The following is a 21,981-nucleotide window of genomic DNA, read 5'->3' on the forward strand; positions in this document are numbered from 1 at the left end:
TAACGCTCCGCGTGACATCACAAAGATTTGTTCAAGGATGAAATAATCGATGCGTTCTTACGTTTTATGGCTTTGCTGTAGTCTGATATTGGTGTTACAAGGTTGTGTACATGCGACGACACAACCTCATTCAATAACGCTGAAAACAGCAGAACTCAAACAGCGCTATTACCAAGCCAAAACCACTGCACCTGATGGCACGGTACTCGCATTTACCGTGTATCAACCCCATTTAACATCGAATCAAACTGCCCCTTTACTCATACATACCCATGGCTTTGGTCTGTCTCGAATGAAACGCCCTGAGCTCAGTTTGTATGGTTTTTTATTACCCACAGGGCAAGTGGCAAAAACTGCTTGGCAAAATGGTTATTGGGTCATCAGCTACGACCAACGTGGGCATGGAGGCAGCCAGGGCAAAATTCGTCTGACTGATCCAGAAAAAGAAGCGCAAGATGTCATCACCATGATGAACTGGGCAGAAAAAAACTTGCCACAACTGGCCAAAAATCAAAACGGTGTCCGTACCGGTATGATTGGTGAATCCTATGCAGGTGGTGTGCAGTATCTTGCTTCAGCTTTAGATCCACGTTTACAGGCCATTGTACCGATTACCACTTGGTATGACATCGTGGATAGTCTAGCACCCAATGGTGTACCTAAAAGTAATTGGATTGGTTTTCTCAATTTAATTGGAGACTGGTGGAACTGGAATAAATTTGACCCTGAACTGAAGCAGGCGTATTTAGCTACTCAACAAGGACAGTTAAAACAGTCCACCTATGATTTTCTTAACACTCATCAAGCCAGCTGGTTTTGCAGTCACAATCAAGCACCTCAAGCTGATGCCCTGATTATTCAAGGCTTCAGGGATGTGCTCTTCCCTTTTAATGAAGGGGTTAAAGCAGCACAATGTATCCAACAGGCGCAGCATGAAGTTCATTTAATTGGAGTACAAGGAGGACATTTACAGCCATTTACCCAACATTCACCACGAGGGAACACCCCCTTTTGGTATATTGGCCAATCGGTTCGTTGTGGTAATCAACAACACTACAATCTACAAAAAACCATCTTGGACTGGTTTAACCGCAAGTTAAAAGATCAATCAGCGACTGCATCATTACCCGAGTTATGTGTCGATCAAAGTCCCGTCAATCATTTTGCCGATCTGCAACCCAGCAACAGCTATGATTTGAAAAAAACATGGATTGCACCGACAACAGCCCAAGCCGTCTTTGTGCCTATCCATACTGCCCAACAGCCTATCTCAATCACAGGTTCAGCGCTGCTAAGTTTAAACATGGAAACCACAGCGAAATATGCAGACTCGACCTTATTTATTTCCATGGCGATTAAATCCAAGATCACAGGAAAATATACGATTTTAAATGATCAAACTGCCCCATTTAATCCAGCCAAGAAAATAAGTTATGATCAAATTCGATTGGGTTTAAAGGCTCAGAATGGAAAAATACAAAGCATCGAATTACCTAGTGTGTATGGACAACTCAATGAGGGAGATACGCTGGGTTTATTGATCAATAACGAAAGTCTGTATTATCAAAAAATACAACAGCCCAAAATTGAAGCATGGATCTCAGGGCAAATTGTGTTACCAAAACTTTGGCAGGGAGCAGCTGCGAATTAGTTATTATTATAGAAAAACCAACGAGAGTGAAATTTACCACTCTCGATTGGCAATCAATTCTTCCATTTCAATGTCCAGATAACCCACATCTTGCACCACCATCATCATGGCTTCAGCAATATAATCTGCGGCGGTATCATCTAAACTTGACTCCAAGTCTTCAAACTGCGGCTTCATTTCGTTAATTTCAATCAGGGTTTGATGTGCATAACGATAGATTTCAGTCTCAGATAAATCGGTACGACTGACCTTTTTGGAAAACTGCTGGATATGCTGCTTCACTTCAGCAACGAGAATATCGGGATAATATTCATCGTCAAACATCGGGAGGAGTAAATTTTCAAACATAAAAAATAATATGCAATAAAACGCCATGCTTATAACATAATCCAACCAAAATCACGATATTTAGCCATAAAAAAAGCGGTTTTTCCGACCGCTTTTTTGAACATGGATAATGATCTACTTTTTCAGGCCTTCCCTTTTGATCTGAATCATCAGCATTTTGCAAAGATGAAACACCGCCAAATTGATTTTTATAAGGCAAATTGTTGCGCATATTTTGAGAGCTGTTGATAAGTGATCGATGCACCACCACAAACAATCACCAGTACATCATCAGATGGACTAAAGTTGAGTTTTTGATCGTATAAAATAGATAAGGTTGCACCACATGCAGGTTCGACCAAGGTACGATGATCATCTAAGAATTTTAAACATGCGCTTACTGTATCTGCATCAGTAACCATTATTCCCTGAACATTTTGCTGTTGGGCGATCTTAAATGCTTGCTCACAAACCCGTTTCGCTGCAAGTGTGGTCGCAATACCTGTAACCTGATCTAAGCTAATATGCTGCCCACGTTGTATTGACATATTCAAAGATGCTGTGCCTTCTGTTTCAATCGCATAAATGGGAATGTCCAGATGATGCGTTTGCAATCCTTGAGCAACACCAGAAAGTAAGCTCCCTCCACCAACCGATAAAACCACTGCTGAAGGACGTATTCCCTCGGCAATCACTTCATCAATGATACAGGCAACGCCATCCCACAGATATTGATCATCAAAAGGATGAATATAAATGGCTTCCGCACTGACAAAAGAGAGCGCAAGTTCATTGGCTTCAATCCAAGAGTCACCATGAACAATCACTTCAGCAGCTTCCTGTCGCATTAAATCGATTGCTTTTTGTGACGTTGTTTTCGGGACAACCACCGTCACTGCAATGCCTAACAGCTTACCCATATGCGCAACAGAAATCCCTGCATTACCACCGGAAGAGCTCACAAATTTCTTCGCGCCTTTTTCAGCATATTTTAAACAGGCATTACCAATACTACGTTGCTTAAAGGAACCTGTAGGCTGAGCAGACTCCATTTTTAACCACACATTGCAGTCATTCAACTCACTTAGCTTACTCGATCTAATCAACGGGGTCTTCATATCAACGATCATTTCTTTATTGTGAAAATCAAAGGCTTTCGCGATCAGTCACTTGATGTTTCCGACCGCTTTTCTAAAAACACAGCTCAATCTTTTTTCGCGCTCAAGCTTTTGGCAATCTTGGCAAGCTCCACGAACTCCTCTCGCATTTGATAGGGGTCAGGCTTGGCAGATTGCTGTGCCAACTGGATAATTTGATCCCAGCCCATAGCACCATTATATTGGCCGCCTTTTAATTGCTGCGCATAGGAAGCCACTGCAATCGCAAAACGAGTATCGTTATTGGCCTGTGCAAGGGTTTTGCTTTCAGCTTTCACCGCTTGATTGAGTAAAATACTTTTTTCTTGGTTTGGTAATTTATAACGCAAGTTTACAAAGGCATATTCAGACTTTTTCGCTGCATCTGTTTTCGAAGACTCCTGATAACGTGAATCATTGAGCCAACCTTGCTGACCGACTGGAATGATTTCATAGATTGCGGTAACGTTATGCCCTGCGCCAATATCACCTGCATCGACTTTATCATTATTGAAATCTTCCTGCTTTAACATGCGATTTTCATAACCGACTAGGCGATATTCTTTCACCGTGGCTGGGTTAAATTCGACCTGAATTTTGACATCCTGAGCGACAGTTGCCAATGTCGAGGAAAGCTGACGTTGTACCACTTTTTTCGCTTCATTTTTATTATCGATATAGCTGTAGTTTCCATCGCCTGCATCTGCAAGTTGTTCCATCAACTCCTCATTATAGTTGCCTGTACCAAAACCTAAAGTCGTTAATGAAATCCCGCTTTTTCGTTTCTCAGCCACCATGCCTTTTAAAGTATTAAAGTCGGTAATACCCACATTAAAGTCACCATCGGTCGCGAGTAAAATTCGGTTAATCCCATTTTTTACCAAGGCTTTTTCAGCTTGTTTGTAGGCCAGTTGAATCGCTTGTTCACCCGCAGTTGCGCCACTTGCTTGCAAAGCATTAATCACGGCGAGAATCTTATCTTTTTCATTCCCCGCAGTCGGTTCTAAAACCAGCTTTTCACCACTGGCATAAGTAATAATGGTGACTTTATCCTGAGGGCGTAATTGCTCCGTCAATAAGCGCAATGTTTGCTTAACTAAAGGGAGTTTATCTGCTGCATCCATACTGCCAGAGACATCGACTAGAAATACCAGATTAGCAGGAGGCAATTGTTTGGTGGTGAGATCTTTGGCCTGAATCCCGATCTTAATCAACTTGGCATTTTCTTTCCACGGCGAATCAACAGTTTCAGTGGTGACTGAAAAGGGATGAATACTATTCGGCTGTGGATATTGATAATCAAAATAGTTAATCATCTCTTCAGCACGAACCGCATCAACAGGCGGTAAACGACCATCATTCAAAAAACGGCGGGTATTGGTATAACTCCCTGTATCGACATCAATACTAAACGTTGAAACGGCCTGATCAGCCACACGATGAACAGGATTGACCTCATTGTTTTGGTATTTTTCAGTATTCTGCTCTAACCGTGGTCTCTCCATTGTTGGCATGACTGCAATATAAGATGCAGGAGCGACCATCTTACGCGTTTGAGCAAGGCCTTGATTTGAAATCGTAACAGGCGCCGGTGAGACTGGCATTGTCGTTTCAATCATCACCTGATCATTGTGTTTGACAGGCATACTACAAGCCATGATCATACAACTAAGTAAGCTGAGTGTAAGTATTTTTGTAGATTGATGCATGCTTAAATTCCCAAATTCTATTTTGTCTTTTCAAATGAAATATATATGCAAAGATTGTATGCAAAAAAACAAAGATACATGGTATTCGTATGTATCTTACTAAAATCAGTTATCCTGAATCTAAAGCTTGAATTTTACTCAATTGCATAATTAATGGTCACCACCACACGGGCAATTTTGTTGATGGTGGCTTTGTCATAAGCACCGCCATAATCACTATCATCGTCAGAACCACTTTCAGGCAGGATATAAAATGCACCTTGGCTGGCTGAACGCATCATCCCGACCTTTACCCCACCAACTTTGGCAAACTCATTGGCTCGGCTATAGGCATTTTTGGTGGCATTGGCAATCAAGGACATTTTGATTTCTTCAAGATTTGATACCAGATATTCAGGTTTTTGTTCAATCGAAATGCCTTTTTCATCCAGTAAATAAGCATCTTTTGCCGCCTGTTCAATTTTCTTGATATCGCGACTACTGATCACCAACGATTGTAATGCGATATAGCCTTTGAACTCACGCTTAGTACGCCCCTCACCTGTATCGACTTCCTCATAATAAGAATCAGAACGTTTATTTCCGAGTTGCATATCTGCGGCTTTAAAGCCATGTTCAACAAAGAACGCCTGTAATGCTTTCATTTGTTGATCAAGTAATTGATAGGCTTCTGGAATCGTGTCAGAAGTGTGGTTAGTTTGTAAGTTGATTTCCCATCGTGCAGAATCTGCTTGAATCGGCTTTTCCGCTAAGCCTTTGACTGTAATTGAATTTTTTGTGCTATTAAACTGTTTAAGCGCATAACCCATCACACCAGCAGAAACAATAAAACCAAGACTCAGAATCAGGGCAAACACCCATAAACTTTTATATGTGATTGTTTTATTTTCCATTTTTAATATTACTCATCTTCATTATATATTTGTTATATTTAATCTGATTCAGCAAGTCAATAGAGCCTTAGCGCTCTACTGACTCAGCCCAGCTTAGTTATTTTGCATCCTGTTCCAGACTTTAATGGCATCACTGGTGGCTTTTACATCATGTGCCCGTACAATATTAGCACCCTGCTGAATACTCAATACATGCCCCATTACGCTTCCAACCGCTCGCTCCTGCGCCGGTACACCATCTAAGGCCTCTCCAATAAAACGCTTCCGCGACAGACCCGATAAGATTGGATAGCCCATTCGATTGAGTTTCCAGAACTCATTAAGTAATTGGAAATTTTGCTGTGCATTTTTAGCGAAGCCAAAACCAGGGTCAATGATGATATTTTCTTTTCTCACCCCAACTGCAACTGCTTGATCTAAGCGTTGTTGCAACTCCTGAATCACCTCTTCAGTCACATCGTGATATTGATCCAGTTGATTCATATTAGTAGGTTCACCGCGCATATGCATTAAGACCACAGGGATATTCAACTCAGCTGCGGTTTCTAAAGCCTGTGGGCGAGTTAATGCACGGACATCATTCCAGATATGCGCACCAGCCTGTACGGCTGCACGCATCACTTCAGGCTGACTGGTATCAATCGAGATGATCACATCGTATTTAGATAATGCTTCAACCACAGGAATCACACGGCGAATTTCTTCTTCTAAAGCAACGGGTGATGCATTGGGACGAGTTGACTCTCCTCCAATATCAATAATGGTTGCACCATCTTGCATCATCTGCAACGCATGTTGAATGGCTTGGTCTTTTTGATGATGTTGCCCACCATCACTAAATGAATCAGGCGTGACATTTAAAATACCCATCACTTGGGGTTGGGAGAGGTCTAATTTAAAACGGCCACACTGTAACTGACATTGTGCTAAGGGCATCAATTGCATCAAAATGCTCCACATTGGAATCGGCTTATTTTAACAAGACAGAGATTATTGCGTAGCTGATTTATTTTCAGTTTAGGCCAAAATCAAGACAAAAAAAGAGCGACCGAAGTCGCTCTTTTTATTTTATCTTTAATTAGCCCATTGCTGGTAATGGTGGTGGCGTCGATGGACCATCTTTCGGTGGTTCAAATGCAGCCACTGGATTATCAGCAACATAAACTTTAGGTGGTTGTGGTTCACGCCCTTCCATAATGTCACGGATTTGATCACGATCGATTGTTTCCCAATCCATCAAGGCTTTTACCATGGCATGTGCGATATCTTTGTTATTTTCCAAGATATCACGTGCAACTTTGTACTGTTCATCCAAAATACGGCGAACTTCTTCATCTACTTTTTGTTGTGTAGCTTCAGAAATGGTACGGCTACCCACATTACCGAAGAAACCATTTTGGTTTTCATCTTCATATACCATCACACCAAGGCGATCTGACATACCATATTTGGTTACCATTGCACGCGCCATTTTAGTTGCACGTTCAAAGTCGTTAGATGCGCCAGTCGACATTTGGTTAATGAATACTTCTTCAGCAATACGACCACCAAACAAGATTGAAAGTTCATTCAACATCTTATCTTTATAGTGGCTGGTCTGATCTTGCTCAGGCAACTGCCAAGTCACACCCAATGCCCAACCACGTGGCATAATCGTTACTTTATGCACAGGGTCTGTACCTGGCAAAATTTCAGCAACAATCGCATGTCCTGCTTCATGGTAAGCCGTTGCACGACGTTCTTCTTCACGAATCACCATAGATTTACGCTCAGGACCCATGTAAATCTTGTCTTTCGCATCTTCAAAGTCATGCATATCCACCGTGTTTTTATTACGGCGAGCAGCAAACAATGCAGCTTCGTTGACCAAGTTTGCCAATTGTGCACCAGAAAAGCCCGGTGTACCACGTGCAAGTACTTTAAGATCTACACCTGTCACTGAAGGTAATTTCTTCAAGTGAACATTCAAGATTTGCTCACGACCACGGATGTCAGGTAAACCAACCATCACTTGACGGTCAAAACGGCCTGGACGAAGCAAAGCTTTATCCAATACGTCTACACGGTTGGTTGCAGCAATAACGATAACGCCTTCATTGCCTTCAAAACCATCCATTTCAACAAGCATTTGGTTCAAGGTTTGTTCACGCTCATCATGCCCCCCCCCTGTACCAGAACCACGATGACGACCAACTGCATCAATCTCATCAATAAAGATGATACATGGCGCATGGCGTTTTGCTTGTTCAAACATGTCACGAACACGTGAAGCACCGACACCGACAAACATTTCAACGAAGTCAGAACCCGAGATACTAAAGAATGGAACTTTAGCTTCACCCGCGATTGCTTTCGCCAATAATGTTTTACCTGTACCAGGAGGGCCAACCATCAATACACCACGAGGAATGGTTGCGCCTAAGCGTTTGAATTTGGCTGGGTCTTTTAAGAAATCAACGATTTCAACCACTTCTTGTTTTGCTTCGTCACAACCTGCAACGTCACTAAATGTTAACTTGATTTGATCTTCAGATAACATTTTTGCTTTTGACTTACCAAAACTCATAGGACCGTTTTTGCCACCAGCACCACCACCCATATTACGCATGAAGAACATGAATAATAAGATGATGAGCAATACTGGGAAACTCGCAATGAGAAGTTGCATCAAAATGCCTTGACGTTGTGGCGCTGTGCCCTCAACCACTACATTTTGTTTATTTAAGCTTGGTAGCAACTCAGTGTCTTCTACTTGTGGACGAACCGTCTCAAATGAAGAACCATTGGTTTTTTCACCATTAATATTTAAACCGTCAATTGTGACTTGTTTAATTTGCCCAGCGTTCACCGCTGCAACGAAATCAGAATATTTCATCGCTGCAGGCTTATTGCGGTCACTGACGTTGCTAAAAATCAAAATCAGAACACCGAGTATGATGAGCCACAATACGGCATTCTTGAAGTAATCGCTCAAGGCTTTATTCCCATATCAATCTAATTTGATCATACCTAATCTTGGCTGACCTTCACAAAAACAGCAATGAATTTGCTTTGCAAAAAACTTAAAAGGTACAAAATGCACAATTTTTAACAACTTGGCAAGTACACTTTTATTGCAATGCCTTTTTACGACCTTGACCAATCAAAAAAACCTCTTTCGATCGAGCACGTGAAGCCGCAGGTTTGGCTGTTTTTAATACATCAAAACTATCGACCACTTGTTTTCTGAACTCATCGAATCCTGTCCCTTGGAACACTTTAACAATAAACTGTCCGTTTGGTCCGAGTACTTTTTGAGCAAAATCCAAAGCCAATTCACATAAGTAAATTTGACGAGGTTGATCAACAGCCCTATTACCTGATGTATTGGGGGCCATATCTGAAATTACAACGTCTACTTGACGTCCATTTAAAATATTTAACAATTTTTCGAAAACTTCTTCCTCACGGAAGTCACCTTGCAAGAAGGTCACATCTGGAAGAGCATCCATTGCCAAGATATCTGAAGCAATGACTAAACCATTTGAGCCAACCAGTTTACCGGCAATTTGAGACCAACTACCTGGCGCAGCGCCCAAGTCGACAACCGTCATCCCAGGCTTGATCATTTTATATTTTTCTTGGATTTCAAGTAACTTATATGCCGCGCGTGCGCGATAACCTTCCTTTTGTGCTTTCTTTACAAAAGGGTCATCTAAGTGCTCTCGCATCCACACACGACTGCTTTTAGACAATTTTTGATTGGTAATGCGTGTCGCCATAACTCACTAAATTTCAAAAAACTTCTGATGAGTCATTGTACGTGAAAATTACTCTCATTACAGTACGGATGTACTTCATTCACACGAACTTTTACAGATTTTTTTCGATCATCACCATTGGTTATTTCGGCAATTTTCACAGATTTGTTTCAAGTGACTGTCTGCTGAATCTATCTTAGAAACGGGATGCAAGTTATACTAGGTCGTTTTCCCAATCAGGTATTTTTAATGGCGGCTTTATCTATCCATGAACGTAAACGTTTACGTCAAATTGGTCATGCACTTAATCCAGTGGTAATGGTTGGTGGTCAAGGTCTTACAGAAAACGTCATTGAAGAAACAAATCGTGCGCTAAATGATCACGAATTAATTAAAGTGAAAATTGCGGGTGAAGACCGTGATGCGCGTGCTGCAGTGATTGATGCCATTGTTGAAGCAACAGGTGCGGAATCTGTACAGAAAATTGGTAAAATTGTTTTGCTTTATAAAAAAGCAGCAAAGCAAAACCAACACCTGTCTAACTTGGTTCGTTTTGCTCATTTAAATAATAAGTAATTACGATGGCAAGTTATGAACTGTCTGCTTTTGATCGCTTTAGCGCCATTACGGTGGTTGGCGCGATTGAGCAACAAACACCAGCAACACTGAATGTTGGTTTTTGGGTTCGTGACCCAAATCAATTTTTGATTTACCCAGATCAAGTTGCAGCGAATCCACGCCATGACTTTTTATGGGAACAAACTTGCTATGAAATTTTTGTAGGTGTGAAAGATCAAGATTTCTATCGTGAAATCAATCTTTCCCCTTCTCAAGCTTGGCAAGCCTATCAATTTGAAGAATACCGCTTCCCAGAAGATATGCCACCCATTGCCGCATATGATATTGAGTTGAATCATTTACAGCGTACTCATTACGGTTTGAATGTCAGTTTAGATCTGTCGCAATTTATGCGTGAGCATCAACTCAAATGGGCGGATCTGTATATCGGTTTAACGGCCGTGTTAAATACCACTCAAGGTATGCATTATTTTGCAATGCAACACAGTAGCCCTCAAGCCGATTTCCATAACAAGCGCGATTGGTTACATCAGTTTTAATATCTTAAGCATAAAAAAAGCGAGAAAAATTCTCGCTTTTTTTATCGCTATGCCAAATTAGCTGGCACGTACTTTGTTCCAAGCTTCAACTGCTTGTTCTTTGGTACGTTTAAAACTACCCACTAAAGTATCTTTGTGCTTCACTGAAATCTGGCTAATGTCATCTTTCAATTCTTTGCTGACTTTAGTCAGATCTTCAATCAATGCATTTAGTTCTGTTTTCAATGCATTTTTCAATTCAAGCAAGTTACCTTGAGATGAATTAAGTTGAGTTTTAATCACCTCAATACGCTCTAAAAGATCTTGCTTGATTTGAGTCAATTGATTTTGAATGTTCTGGTTCAATTCTTTCGCTTCAGTCTCAATTTTCTCTTGAGTTTCAGCAAGTGCTTCTTTAACTTGACCCTGAGTTTCAGCAATCACTTCTTTTGCTTGCTCTTGAGTCTCAGCAATGACTTCTTTTGCCTTCGCTGTTTTTTCTGCTACCACTTCTTTCGCTTTTGCAGTTTTCTCAGCAACCACTTCTTTGACTTCAGCAGTCTTTTCAGCAACAGTGTCTTTTGCTTTTGCAGCTTTTTCCACTACAGCATCTTTCACTTCTTCAGCAGTTGCAGCAGGAGTTGTTTGATTCGCAGCCATGTTGATTACCCTCTTTATTGATTGTTGATTTTTTGGCTAGATATAAGATAAAACCACGGCCCCTCAAACTCAAAAAAAATTGTCTGACAATTTGCATAATATCTCAGAATATCGATAGAAGGATGATTGATATTGCAATAGACATTGCCCTACTGATGCTTATAAAAGAAATTGCTGAATTGTGACTTTAATAAATAAAACACATAGACTTTTCATACACTCATGCGTATAATGCGCTGTTAAGTTACAAGCGAGCAGACTGGAAGGAGGGGCATGTTTTTTTTAAGACGGCCTGCCTTTTTTTATGTCTACTCGCTTTTTTACAGCCCTATTTTTGTGGTCTTAGTTCAGGAGCTTTGGTTTGAGCACCCCCGCCATTTTAGCCCTCGCAGATGGAACGATCTTTAAAGGAACGTCTATCGGTGCATCGGGTAGTACGACTGGTGAAGTCGTTTTTAATACAGCCATGACTGGTTATCAAGAAATTTTGACTGACCCAAGCTACGCGCAACAAATTGTGACGTTGACTTATCCTCATATTGGAAATACTGGCTGTAATAGTGAAGACGTTGAATCAGGTCGCATCCATAAAGTATGGGCGAATGGTTTGATTATTCGTGATCTTCCTTTATTACACAGTAACTTCCGTGCTGAACAATCACTAAGTGAATACTTGGAACAACACAATGTTGTTGCAATCGCTGATATTGATACCCGTAAATTGACACGTATTTTGCGTGACAAAGGTGCACAAAATGGTTGCATCCTTGCTGGCGAAAATATTACAGAAGAAGAAGCAATTGCCAAGGCACGTGCATTCGGCGGTTTGAACGGTTTAGATCTTGCAAAAGAGTGCTGTGATCCTGAAGGTTTCGAATGGACTGAAGGTTCTTGGACTTTAGGTCAAGGCTTTACTCAACCAGAATTTAAATTTCATGTTGTTGCATACGATTATGGTGTCAAAACCAACATCTTACGTATGCTCGCAGACCGTGGTTGTAAATTAACAGTTGTTCCTGCGCAAACCCCTGCTGAAAAAGTACTCGCATTGAATCCAGATGGCGTGTTCTTGTCAAATGGTCCTGGTGACCCAGCAGCATGTGATTATGCGATTGAAGCAGTGAAAACCATTGTTGAAACCACAACACTACCTGTATTCGGTATTTGTTTAGGTCATCAAATTTTAGCGCTTGCTTCGGGTGCGAAGACCATGAAAATGAATCACGGTCACCACGGCGCCAACCATCCTGTACAAAATCTTGAGAATGGTACAGTGATGATTACTTCTCAAAACCACGGCTTTGCTGTCGATGAAAGTACCTTACCTGCAAACTTAAAAGTGACACATCGTTCACTGTTTGACGGTACAAACCAAGGTATCCATCGTACTGACAAACCAGCATTCAGCTTCCAAGGTCACCCTGAAGCTAGCCCGGGTCCACATGACTGTGCTCCATTGTTCGATCATTTCATCGAACTTATTGAAGCCGCTAAGAAGTAATTAAGGAGCGAATAATGCCTAAACGTACGGATATTAAAAGCATCTTAATTATTGGTGCTGGTCCTATTGTCATTGGTCAGGCGTGTGAGTTTGACTATTCAGGTGCGCAAGCATGTAAAGCGCTTCGTGAAGAAGGTTACCGCGTTATTTTGGTGAACTCTAACCCAGCGACCATCATGACTGACCCTGCGATGGCGGATGCAACCTATATCGAGCCAATCACTTGGCAGACAGTTGCACAAATCATTGAAAAAGAACGTCCAGATGCAGTCCTGCCAACCATGGGTGGCCAAACTGCATTGAACTGTGCCCTTGCCCTAGACGAGCACGGTGTTCTTGAAAAATATAATGTAGAACTGATTGGCGCATCAAAAGAAGCGATTGAAAAAGCAGAAGACCGTAAACTGTTTGATATCGCGATGCGTAAAATTGGTTTGGAATGTCCGAAAGCAGCCATTGCAGAAACAATGGAAGAAGCTTTGGCGATCCAAGCGGGCTTCGGCTTCCCAGTGATCATTCGTCCATCATTTACGATGGGTGGTTCTGGTGGCGGTATCGCTTATAACCGCGAAGAATTCCTTGAAATCTGTGAACGTGGTTTCGACCTCTCTCCAACGCATCAGTTACTGATTGATGAATCATTGATTGGTTGGAAAGAATACGAGATGGAAGTTGTTCGTGACAAAAACGACAACTGTATCATCGTCTGTGCAATCGAAAACTTCGACCCAATGGGCGTTCACACAGGTGACTCAATCACGGTTGCACCTGCTCAAACATTGACAGACAAAGAATACCAATTGATGCGTAATGCATCGGTTGCAGTTCTTCGTGAAATCGGTGTAGAGACTGGTGGTTCAAACGTTCAATTCGGTATTAACCCGAAAGACGGCCGTATGGTTGTGATCGAGATGAACCCACGTGTGTCACGTTCATCTGCACTTGCATCTAAAGCAACAGGTTTCCCAATTGCGAAAATCGCAGCGAAACTTGCGGTAGGTTATACCCTTGATGAATTGAAAAATGACATCACTGGCGGCGTAACACCAGCATCTTTCGAACCGTCGATTGACTATGTTGTGACCAAGATTCCACGTTTCAACTTCGAAAAATTCCCACAAGCTGAGCCTGTATTAACAACTCAGATGAAATCTGTGGGCGAAGTGATGGCAATTGGTCGTAACTTCCAAGAATCTGTACAAAAAGCACTTCGTGGTCTTGAAGTGGGTGTCAGTGGCTTTGATGAAAAAGTTGAAGCGGGTACAGCCAATGCCAAAGACATCATCTTAAAAGAGCTTAAAGTTCCTGGCCCAGAGCGTATTTGGTATGTTGCCGATGCATTCCGTCATGGTTTCTCTTTAGATGATGTATTTGAAGCGACCAAGATTGACCGTTGGTTCTTGATCCAAATCGAAGACATCATTAAAACTGAAGCTCAAGTAAAAACTTTAGGCTTTGGTGATTTAAACGCTGACAATATCCGTTCATTCAAGCGTAAAGGTTTATCTGACCTGCGTATTGCTGACTTGATGGGTATTTCACAAAAGCAATTCCGTAAACAACGTTGGAACTTGGGTGTTTATCCAGTTTACAAACGTGTTGATACCTGTGCAGCCGAGTTTGAATCAGGTACTGCTTACATGTATTCAACTTACGATGAAGAATGTGAAGCAAATCCATCAAACCGTGACAAGATCATGGTCATTGGTGGTGGTCCTAACCGTATTGGTCAAGGCATCGAGTTTGACTACTGCTGTGTACACGCTGCGCTTGCAATGCGTGAAGACGGTTATGAAACTATCATGGTGAACTGTAACCCTGAAACGGTTTCAACCGACTATGATACATCAGACCGTTTATACTTCGAGCCAGTAACACTTGAAGATGTACTTGAAATCGTGCGTACCGAGAAGCCTAAAGGTGTGATCGTACAGTACGGTGGTCAAACACCTTTGAAATTGGCACGTGCTTTGGAAGAAGCAGGTACACCAATTATCGGTACATCTCCAGATGCAATTGACCGTGCAGAAGACCGTGAACGTTTCCAGCAAATGATTCAACGTTTACAGCTTCGTCAGCCAAACAACAGCATCGTAAAGTCTGCTGAAGAAGGTATTTCTGAAGCAGCTAAAGTGGGTTACCCACTGGTTGTTCGTCCATCTTATGTATTGGGTGGTCGTGCAATGGAAATCGTCTATAACGAAGAAGAACTTAAACGCTACCTTCGTGAAGCCGTACAAGCGTCGAATGAAGCCCCTGTCCTGCTTGACCGTTTCCTTGACGATGCAACAGAAGTTGACGTTGACTGCGTATCTGACGGTAAAGATGTTGTGATTGGCGGAATCATGCAGCACATTGAACAAGCCGGTATTCACTCAGGTGACTCAGCATGTTCGATTCCTCCATACTCGCTTTCTCAAGAAGTACAGGATGAGATGCGCCGCCAAACGGTTGCAATGGCAAAAGAACTTGGCGTTATCGGTTTGATGAACGTTCAGTTTGCGGTCAAAGGCGACGACATTTATGTACTTGAAGTGAACCCACGTGCATCACGTACCGTCCCTTTCGTTTCTAAATGTATTGGTGACTCTTTAGCAAAAGTTGCGGCACGCTGTATGGCGGGTCAATCGTTGGAATCACAAGGTTTCACTCAAGAAATCATTCCAACTCATTTTGCAGTTAAAGAAGCTGTATTCCCATTCGCCAAATTCCCTGGCGTAGACCCAATGCTTGGGCCTGAGATGAAATCTACAGGTGAAGTGATGGGCGTGGGTAAAACATTTGGCGAAGCATTCTATAAAGCGGTGCTTGGTTCAAATGAACGTTTACCAGGCTTACCAACTGAAGGTGAAGTGAAGCATGCCTTCTTATCGGTTCGTGAATCAGATAAGAAATACATTGCCAATATCGCGAAACAGTTGATCGAGTATGGCTTTAAGCTTGTAGCAACCAATGGTACACATCGTGTACTCAAAGAAGCAGGCATTGAGTGTGAAGCAGTGAATAAAGTGACCGAAGGTCGCCCGCATATTGTTGACCGCTTGAAAAATGGTGAAATTCATCTTATTGTCAACACAACTGAAGGCAAACAAGCTCAGTATGATTCTGCCATGATTCGTCGTGCTGCCCTCCAAGGCAAGGTGTATTACACCACGACAATTAACGGTGCTGAAGCAGTTTGCCAAGCATTTGCTGTGAAATTGCCAATGGATGTATACCGCTTGCAAGATTTACAAACTGTAGGTTAATTCTCTACCGATAAAGTCCCGTCACCTTATCGGTGGCGGGCTTTTTCTTTTTTTAATCCTGTATTTTCCCAACCAATTTAGAGGGGACCAGAATGCAACGTTATCCTATGACTCCCGAAGGCAAGGTTGCCTTAGAGAAAGAATTACAACAGCTCAAGACAGTGGATCGCCCACGTATTATCCAAGCGATTGCTGAAGCTCGTGAACACGGTGATTTAAAGGAAAATGCTGAATATCATGCTGCGCGTGAACAGCAAGGTTTCTGCGAAGGTCGTATTCAGGATATCGAAGGTAAACTGGGCGCAGTACAAGAAATTGATGTCAAGACGCTTGAGCAAAATGGCCGTGTTGTCTTTGGCGTGACCGTAACCATTGAAAATCTGGATACCGAAGAACGTAAGACTTATAAAATTGTCGGTGATGATGAAGCAGATTTTAAAATCAATAAAATCTCAGTGAACTCACCGATTGCGCGTGGTCTTTTAGGTAAAAATGAAGGCGACGAAGCAAAAATTCAAACACCGCAAGGTGAAGTTGAATACGAAATCGTAAGTGTTGAATATCTTTAATATTTAACAATAAATAAGCCTCCTATTGGAGGCTTATTTATGAGCCTTGAATAGATTTCATGTAATTATTGAACTGTTGAACGATATCTGGATTACCATCGAAATATTCCTCAAAAAAATAACGATGGGTTAAAAACTCTGGTGGAGTGATATAGTACTCTCCATCTTCATATTCTTGTTTAATCCAGTTTTTAGAAATTGTTGGATCGGTGATTTCAAATAAATTTTTATCGAATAAAATTGGTTCCATCCGTCCATTGAATAAACGAAATGTGCTATCGCTGATTTCGAGCACCTCATATTCTTTGCCAATAATTAATGCATGTTGTTTCACGACATCATCATAAATATCATCGCTTTTATTTTTAAGTACCCTTACTTTCATTATTTTTCCTTAAAACTTATAAAAATATATCGCAAATGTAAACACATTCCCCATGATAAGTTTGCTCACTATCCAACGCGATGTCATTCTAGAGTTTATATTACCCAATCAAATTCAAGATGTGTGATTTGGCTGTGGAAATTTTCCTCCAACTCGCATTCTCTGCTCATTTAAAAGCTATAATGGCACAGCTTTCTTTTGGTATTTTGTCTCAGTTATGGATCCACTAATCAACTCCCCTGTTAAACATTGGTGTGAGTTTGAGTTTATTGCTAAAACGGTAAACAATCCGAATATCCATATCAAAGGCAATTACTCCTATTATTCAGCTTACTGGGATCAGGGTTTTGAACGCTGTGTGGTGCGCTATCTGCATGACAAAGCAGCTACGCCTGAAAAACCAATTGATCAACTGCATATTGGCAATTTTGTCTGCTTTGGTGCGGAATGCGTGATTATGATGGGTGGCAATCAACTGCACCGCCCAGACTGGATTTCAACCTTCCCTTTTAATACACGTAGCTTTCAACCCGCGGGTGATACAGTCATTGCTGATGGTTGCTGGATTGGCAGCCGCGCCATGATCATGCAAGGTGTTAAACTGGGGGAAGGTGCTGTGGTAGCAACAGGTGCAGTGGTGACGCAAGATGTACCGCCTTATGCCATTGTCGGTGGTGTGCCAGCCAAAGTGATAAAATATCGTTTTCCTGAACAAGACATCGAAAAACTGCTTTCCCTCAGACTGTATGACTTAGATGAAAAGCAAATTTTAAAAATGCGTGAGCAGTTGCAGACAGATGATGTGGATGCACTGATTCAATTCTTTGAGTGTGATTAAGACTACTTTTATAGATAAATCATAATGATATACGTCTTTTATTTTATGGAAATTTCATCTATTCTTAAATACATCCAAGCTTAACCATAATGCTATAAATAATAACTATCCCTATAAAAATGCTAGGTTTTATTTTCTTAACAACAGGTTTAATATAGAAATATAGTCTGTATTTTAAACAATTTTTAATCCAGAAATTCAATGCAAAATCATAAGTATAAGGAGTAACTAACATGGCTTATCAAAAAATCTTAGTGGCGATCGATGACTCTGAAATTGCGGCAAATGTCATTCGAGAAGCAGCCCAACTTGCCAAAGCTTTAAACAGTGAATTGACGGTTGTAGAAGTGATGACTTTAGATCCTTATCTTGCAGATGCCTATATTCGTATGGGACAAAGCAATGATTTGATTGAACGTGTCAGAGGTTATGTTCAAGAGAATTTAACGAAAGCTGAGCAAAAATTTGAAGAACACGGTCTGACCGTTGCAACACAAATTTTGGAAGGTTTTTCAGTCCATCAAGAAATTATTGGCGCAGCGCAAAACCTAGGTGCAGACCTAATTATTATGGGTTCACATGGGCGTACAGGTTTTAAACAATTTGTACTCGGTAGTGTGGCACAAAAAGTTTTAGCAGAAAGCCATATTCCAGTATTAGTTGTACGTTAATAATTTATATTGATTATTTAGAAATATTAAAAAAGCATGATAAATATTTATCATGCTTTTTATTGTTTTATTACTGAGCTTTTAATTGATTGGTTTTGCTTTTTCTAAAACCTCTTCAGAAAGCACATTCGTTGAAACAATCGTTAATGATTGACCATTCGCTTGGAGATTTTCTTTGTTTAAGTCGTTTAAAACAACGTTGGTATCTTTTGTATTTAAACTATACATCGCCCCAGTCGCAGGATCGATAATTAATAAACCGATTATGCCACCAAATAAAATATTCCCGATATACCAGCCATTCATGCTCGAAGTAACTTTGATTTCTTTCTTTTCATAGCCTTCTTTTTCAAAAATAACTGTATATCTTTCAGGAACAAAGAAACCAGCACCACGATTCAGACTTACCGTTACAGGTGCTTTTCCAACATGAATTTTCTTGCCATCACGATTTAAAATCGTAATATCACTGAGTTCAGGTGTACTTTGGAACGTCATGGTTTGGGTTTTACCCGAGATAATACTTGCACATCCAGATAAACTCAGTGCAGCAACCCCAAAAATAACAGACAGTTTTTTCATTTAAATACCAAAATCATTTCAATGTAATTTTATGTATCCAGATTGTAAATAAACCGTAAGCTAATTTCAATATTAAATCTGATCGTCCGAAACTATTTTAAGGCTGCCAAGCAAATATTTTTAAACTGACCTTGCCATTTAATAAATATACCCCTTCTGCCTCTAATAAACTTTGCTGAACATTTTCACCTTTCTCATTGATTCGAGACACACTGATCTTGCCTTGTGAGTTAATGACGCGATACCAAGGAATCTCACTGTCTTTATCTAAATGCTTAAGTACATAACCCACTAAACGCGGATGTTTAGGCAGGCCTGCTAACTTGGCAATTTGCCCGTAACTTGCCACTTTTCCATAAGGAATTAAGGCAATCACTTCTAAAATTTGCCGATGTAGTTCATTGGTATCTTGCACCATACAAGCTCCAAAAATCTGCTAAGATAATCAAAATCATGCGAAAAGCCAGCTTTACAATAATTAAAACGCAACCATTTGAGAGAACAAAAAATGCGGTTAAAAATCACGGCCCTGACACTATTATGTCTGATCTTTAGTGCATCTTGTACCACTCAAAAAGCCCCGATAAGAAAATTACCCTATCAGTATCCGCTGGATGCCGAGCACTTGCCTGTGGTCAATGTCAGTTTTATTGTGACCAGCAATCGCCCAGAAGTAAAAGCCCTAGATCGTAAAGCACAAATGTATAAAGAATTGGCGATTTTAAATCGCTATTTTGTTGATGAAAATAATCAAAAAATCTTTATGTTTAAAATTCATCGTTACTATTCTTACCAAGATTTTAGTAAACGCAAATGTGACCTTGCCAATCAATTAAGCCAATCCAAAGCCATCGTTCCAGACAATTTACCTAGTGCGGTCAGAAGCTGCTTCCCTCGCCGAAAGAGTAAGGAAGTGCTGTTTATCATTTATGATTCTTATGGCGAAAAATTAAAAGATGCCGATATCACCAGTTGGGGATTCCGCAATCAGGGACAACCATTTATTTTGATTGATTGGCAACGACTGAATTACCAAACTCAAGCTGCCAGTATCCATGAAATGGGACACGCCTTTGGTCTCAGTCATGTTTGCTCACCTAAAGCCACCAAGACCACACCGACCAATATTATGAGCAGTTATGATTGTCGCTTAGGCAGTGGCGGCTTACGCAATCTAGGTTTTAACAAAGAACAACTGAACATCATGCTCAACAATTACAACCAATATCCTTAAAAACAGAGCTGAAGATAATGACCTAAGTCATCCTGCCCAACAATGTAGTTTGCTGGATCTAGTTGATGGGTCAATAATGATTTTGCCTGTTCAAATTGCAGTTCATCAACAACGCGAGGTTGCCAAAAGGTCTCGCGATTATGGGTATAGATTGGATATAGTCTTAATTGAGATTCAGTTAAATTGATTCGCGCAATTGCCCCATACGGCAAGGCCTGATATTTTTCAAAATCACCATTACTGTTAAACACCCCATTACCAATACCAAAAATAACGGGCTTTTGATGAATGGATTGAATCGGCTGGATAGTATGAGCGCCATGACCAATCACCACATCGACGCCAATCTGAGTCAGGACCTTAGCCAGTTTTTCTTGCTCAAGATGGATTGATTTAAAATCCACTCCCCAATGACAAATCACCATAATTTTATGCGTTGGATGTGCCAAACGGTATTGCATCAGCTGTTCGAATAAAATCGCATTGAGACAGGCTACCCCAGCACTGTTACCGAGTGCATAAAAATCATAGTTTTGATAGGCTGGTCTTCTATGCCAATAGCCATTAAAAATAGCCAAGCATTGCCCCTGATTATTTTTAATTTCTAGACATTGATGTGCCTGTTGTTGGTTCTCACCGGCCCCAATAAAATCAATCTTGGCATGCTCTAGCTGAGTTAAAGTATGTTTTAGACTGGCTTCACCATAGTCTTTTAAATGATTATTGGCCAAACACAAGGTATTGAGATGAATACGTTTAAATTCGGATAAAGTTTCCTCAGCTTTTGCCCCCAAAATATAGGCTTTTCTTCCATCTAAAACTGAGTTTTCTTCAAGATTAAAAACCGCTTCTAGATTGGCAATATTAATATCATCAGGGCCAAAAAATTGTTTAATTGCTTCAAAAGAATGGCTATAACCATAACGTTGCAAAGCATCATCAACGCCTTTATTTTTTCTTTTCTGGGTATAAAACTCACCCAAATAGGTATCGCCAAGAATATTAATCCATTCAGTTTTGACTTGTAGATGTTTAGTTGGCAATAACCCTTGTTGGAAATAATGATAATACGGAACTAAATGATCAATTCGATGTAGCTGATCTAAGAGCAGAAAAATACCTAAGCTCTGATTCTCATGGCGATAAGAAAAAAAGTAATCGTGTTTTTGATCCTTGAGATAAAGCACTGCATCCAGCTGTGTACAGCTTGATAATGAATGGATCGGAACAATCTCCTGCCCATTGATCTTGAGTGCTTTGACAAAAACCTGCTTCAGCAATTCAATCGGCAGATTAAAGATGGATTCCGCCAAACCATAGAGTTTTTGCAGGGTATTTTTGGTCGCAACAGATTGATGCTGAATGTTCAATCCAAACTGCCCTGCTTTATTGGCGATTTCAATTTTTGCCTGTTGCCAATTTCCAAACAGGTGGTAACCCAGTAGCTGTTGGGCAGCATGGTTTGGGCTAAAACTGAGATACTGTAATAACTGTAAAACGGAATTGCTTGAATTCCAGATCAAATCAGAGGAATCCGTTTGCTTCACTTGGAGAGTTGAATCAACAACTATCAGATCTTCGAGTTGTAACTGGCCTTCAACAATTGCCTCTAAAGCTAAATATAATAGAATCCAAGCGGAGCAATCCCCTGTAATTTCTGTCTGCCAAATGGCATGCTGGAAGTTTTCATTGCCTAGCTGGCTGATGATTTTGATTTCTTGAGACGTACTCATCAATTTC

Annotated in this window: 21 protein-coding genes; 9 read left to right on the plus strand and 12 right to left on the minus strand. The window is 40.8% G+C overall.

Annotated elements, in window-relative coordinates; all coding sequences use genetic code 11:
* Nucleotides 1-49: 49 nt before the first annotated feature.
* Nucleotides 50-1,651, plus strand: a complete 1,602-nt coding sequence (locus NG55_RS12795; protein ID WP_065343475.1) for an alpha/beta hydrolase family protein — start codon at nucleotides 50-52, stop codon at nucleotides 1,649-1,651.
* 33 nt (nucleotides 1,652-1,684) lie between these two features.
* Here NG55_RS12795 and NG55_RS12800 read toward each other — a convergent pair whose 3' ends face one another.
* The 7 genes from NG55_RS12800 to rlmE all read right to left on the minus strand — a co-directional run bounded on the left by NG55_RS12800 (nucleotide 1,685) and on the right by rlmE (nucleotide 9,477).
* Nucleotides 1,685-1,999: a DUF5713 family protein gene (locus NG55_RS12800; protein WP_016543046.1), complete on the minus strand. Its 315-nt coding sequence runs from the start codon at nucleotides 1,997-1,999 to the stop codon at nucleotides 1,685-1,687.
* A gap of 188 nt (nucleotides 2,000-2,187) precedes the next feature.
* Nucleotides 2,188-3,096, minus strand: coding sequence for a pyridoxal-phosphate dependent enzyme (locus tag NG55_RS12810; protein WP_228704185.1), 909 nt, complete (start codon nucleotides 3,094-3,096; stop codon nucleotides 2,188-2,190).
* An 86-nt stretch (nucleotides 3,097-3,182) separates the two neighbouring features.
* The gene (locus tag NG55_RS12815) at nucleotides 3,183-4,823 is read right to left on the minus strand and encodes a vWA domain-containing protein (RefSeq protein WP_065343478.1); all 1,641 of its coding nucleotides are present in this window, start codon (nucleotides 4,821-4,823) and stop codon (nucleotides 3,183-3,185) included.
* Between the two features lie 134 nt (nucleotides 4,824-4,957).
* Nucleotides 4,958-5,716, minus strand: a complete 759-nt coding sequence (locus NG55_RS12820) for an SIMPL domain-containing protein (protein ID WP_004801588.1) — start codon at nucleotides 5,714-5,716, stop codon at nucleotides 4,958-4,960.
* A 93-nt stretch (nucleotides 5,717-5,809) separates the two neighbouring features.
* Entirely contained in the window at nucleotides 5,810-6,661 is an 852-nt protein-coding gene (folP, locus tag NG55_RS12825) for a dihydropteroate synthase (RefSeq protein ID WP_016543041.1), read from the minus strand.
* Nucleotides 6,662-6,794: 133 nt separating this feature from the next.
* Nucleotides 6,795-8,690 carry an ATP-dependent zinc metalloprotease FtsH gene (gene ftsH / locus NG55_RS12830; protein ID WP_016543040.1) on the minus strand — a complete coding sequence of 632 codons (1,896 nt, stop codon included), beginning with the start codon at nucleotides 8,688-8,690 and terminating at the stop codon, nucleotides 6,795-6,797.
* Nucleotides 8,691-8,826: 136 nt separating this feature from the next.
* On the minus strand, nucleotides 8,827-9,477 hold the full coding sequence (gene rlmE, locus NG55_RS12835; RefSeq protein ID WP_016543039.1) for a 23S rRNA (uridine(2552)-2'-O)-methyltransferase RlmE: 651 nt from the start codon (nucleotides 9,475-9,477) through the stop codon (nucleotides 8,827-8,829).
* 228 nt (nucleotides 9,478-9,705) lie between these two features.
* Between rlmE and yhbY the strand changes: the two genes are divergently transcribed.
* Together yhbY and NG55_RS12845 are read left to right on the plus strand one after the other, a co-directional pair.
* Complete coding sequence (gene yhbY / locus NG55_RS12840) at nucleotides 9,706-10,032, plus strand: ribosome assembly RNA-binding protein YhbY (RefSeq protein ID WP_004651934.1); 327 nt, start codon at nucleotides 9,706-9,708, stop codon at nucleotides 10,030-10,032.
* Nucleotides 10,033-10,037: 5 nt separating this feature from the next.
* On the plus strand, nucleotides 10,038-10,574 hold the full coding sequence (locus NG55_RS12845) for a DOMON-like domain-containing protein (protein ID WP_065343479.1): 537 nt from the start codon (nucleotides 10,038-10,040) through the stop codon (nucleotides 10,572-10,574).
* A 57-nt stretch (nucleotides 10,575-10,631) separates the two neighbouring features.
* On the opposite strand, the gene NG55_RS12850 is transcribed toward NG55_RS12845, so the two are convergent.
* Nucleotides 10,632-11,213, minus strand: a complete 582-nt coding sequence (locus NG55_RS12850; protein WP_016543037.1) for a hypothetical protein — start codon at nucleotides 11,211-11,213, stop codon at nucleotides 10,632-10,634.
* A gap of 361 nt (nucleotides 11,214-11,574) precedes the next feature.
* On the opposite strand from NG55_RS12850, the gene carA reads away from it, so the two are divergent.
* The 3 genes from carA to greA all read left to right on the plus strand — a co-directional run bounded on the left by carA (nucleotide 11,575) and on the right by greA (nucleotide 16,531).
* Entirely contained in the window at nucleotides 11,575-12,714 is a 1,140-nt protein-coding gene (gene carA / locus NG55_RS12855) for a glutamine-hydrolyzing carbamoyl-phosphate synthase small subunit (protein WP_065343480.1), read from the plus strand.
* A 14-nt stretch (nucleotides 12,715-12,728) separates the two neighbouring features.
* On the plus strand, nucleotides 12,729-15,962 hold the full coding sequence (carB, locus tag NG55_RS12860) for a carbamoyl-phosphate synthase large subunit (RefSeq protein ID WP_016543035.1): 3,234 nt from the start codon (nucleotides 12,729-12,731) through the stop codon (nucleotides 15,960-15,962).
* A gap of 92 nt (nucleotides 15,963-16,054) precedes the next feature.
* On the plus strand, nucleotides 16,055-16,531 hold the full coding sequence (greA, locus tag NG55_RS12865) for a transcription elongation factor GreA (protein WP_016543034.1): 477 nt from the start codon (nucleotides 16,055-16,057) through the stop codon (nucleotides 16,529-16,531).
* Between the two features lie 37 nt (nucleotides 16,532-16,568).
* Here the strand turns inward: greA and NG55_RS12870 are convergent, their stop codons facing one another.
* Nucleotides 16,569-16,916: a hypothetical protein gene (locus NG55_RS12870; RefSeq protein WP_016543033.1), complete on the minus strand. Its 348-nt coding sequence runs from the start codon at nucleotides 16,914-16,916 to the stop codon at nucleotides 16,569-16,571.
* Between the two features lie 217 nt (nucleotides 16,917-17,133).
* On the opposite strand from NG55_RS12870, the gene NG55_RS12875 reads away from it, so the two are divergent.
* Together NG55_RS12875 and NG55_RS12880 are read left to right on the plus strand one after the other, a co-directional pair.
* Nucleotides 17,134-17,754, plus strand: a complete 621-nt coding sequence (locus NG55_RS12875; protein WP_065343481.1) for a CatB-related O-acetyltransferase — start codon at nucleotides 17,134-17,136, stop codon at nucleotides 17,752-17,754.
* 233 nt (nucleotides 17,755-17,987) lie between these two features.
* A complete protein-coding gene (locus NG55_RS12880; protein WP_016543031.1) occupies nucleotides 17,988-18,425 on the plus strand; it encodes a universal stress protein in 438 nt (145 codons plus the stop codon).
* 81 nt (nucleotides 18,426-18,506) lie between these two features.
* Here the strand turns inward: NG55_RS12880 and NG55_RS12885 are convergent, their stop codons facing one another.
* The gene (locus NG55_RS12885; RefSeq protein WP_016543030.1) at nucleotides 18,507-19,007 is read right to left on the minus strand and encodes a hypothetical protein; all 501 of its coding nucleotides are present in this window, start codon (nucleotides 19,005-19,007) and stop codon (nucleotides 18,507-18,509) included.
* Between the two features lie 97 nt (nucleotides 19,008-19,104).
* Nucleotides 19,105-19,425 carry an MGMT family protein gene (locus NG55_RS12890; protein WP_016543029.1) on the minus strand — a complete coding sequence of 107 codons (321 nt, stop codon included), beginning with the start codon at nucleotides 19,423-19,425 and terminating at the stop codon, nucleotides 19,105-19,107.
* A gap of 90 nt (nucleotides 19,426-19,515) precedes the next feature.
* Between NG55_RS12890 and NG55_RS12895 the strand changes: the two genes are divergently transcribed.
* Entirely contained in the window at nucleotides 19,516-20,241 is a 726-nt protein-coding gene (locus NG55_RS12895; RefSeq protein ID WP_065343482.1) for a zinc metalloprotease, read from the plus strand.
* On the opposite strand, the gene NG55_RS12900 is transcribed toward NG55_RS12895, so the two are convergent.
* Entirely contained in the window at nucleotides 20,238-21,974 is a 1,737-nt protein-coding gene (locus NG55_RS12900) for a CapA family protein (RefSeq protein ID WP_065343483.1), read from the minus strand. The two genes, NG55_RS12895 and NG55_RS12900, sit on opposite strands and share 4 nt — an antisense overlap.
* Between the last annotated feature and the right edge of the window lie 7 nt (nucleotides 21,975-21,981).

This window comes from Acinetobacter gyllenbergii (assembly GCF_001682515.1).
In the GTDB taxonomy this organism is placed as follows: Bacteria; Pseudomonadota; Gammaproteobacteria; order Pseudomonadales; family Moraxellaceae; genus Acinetobacter; species Acinetobacter gyllenbergii.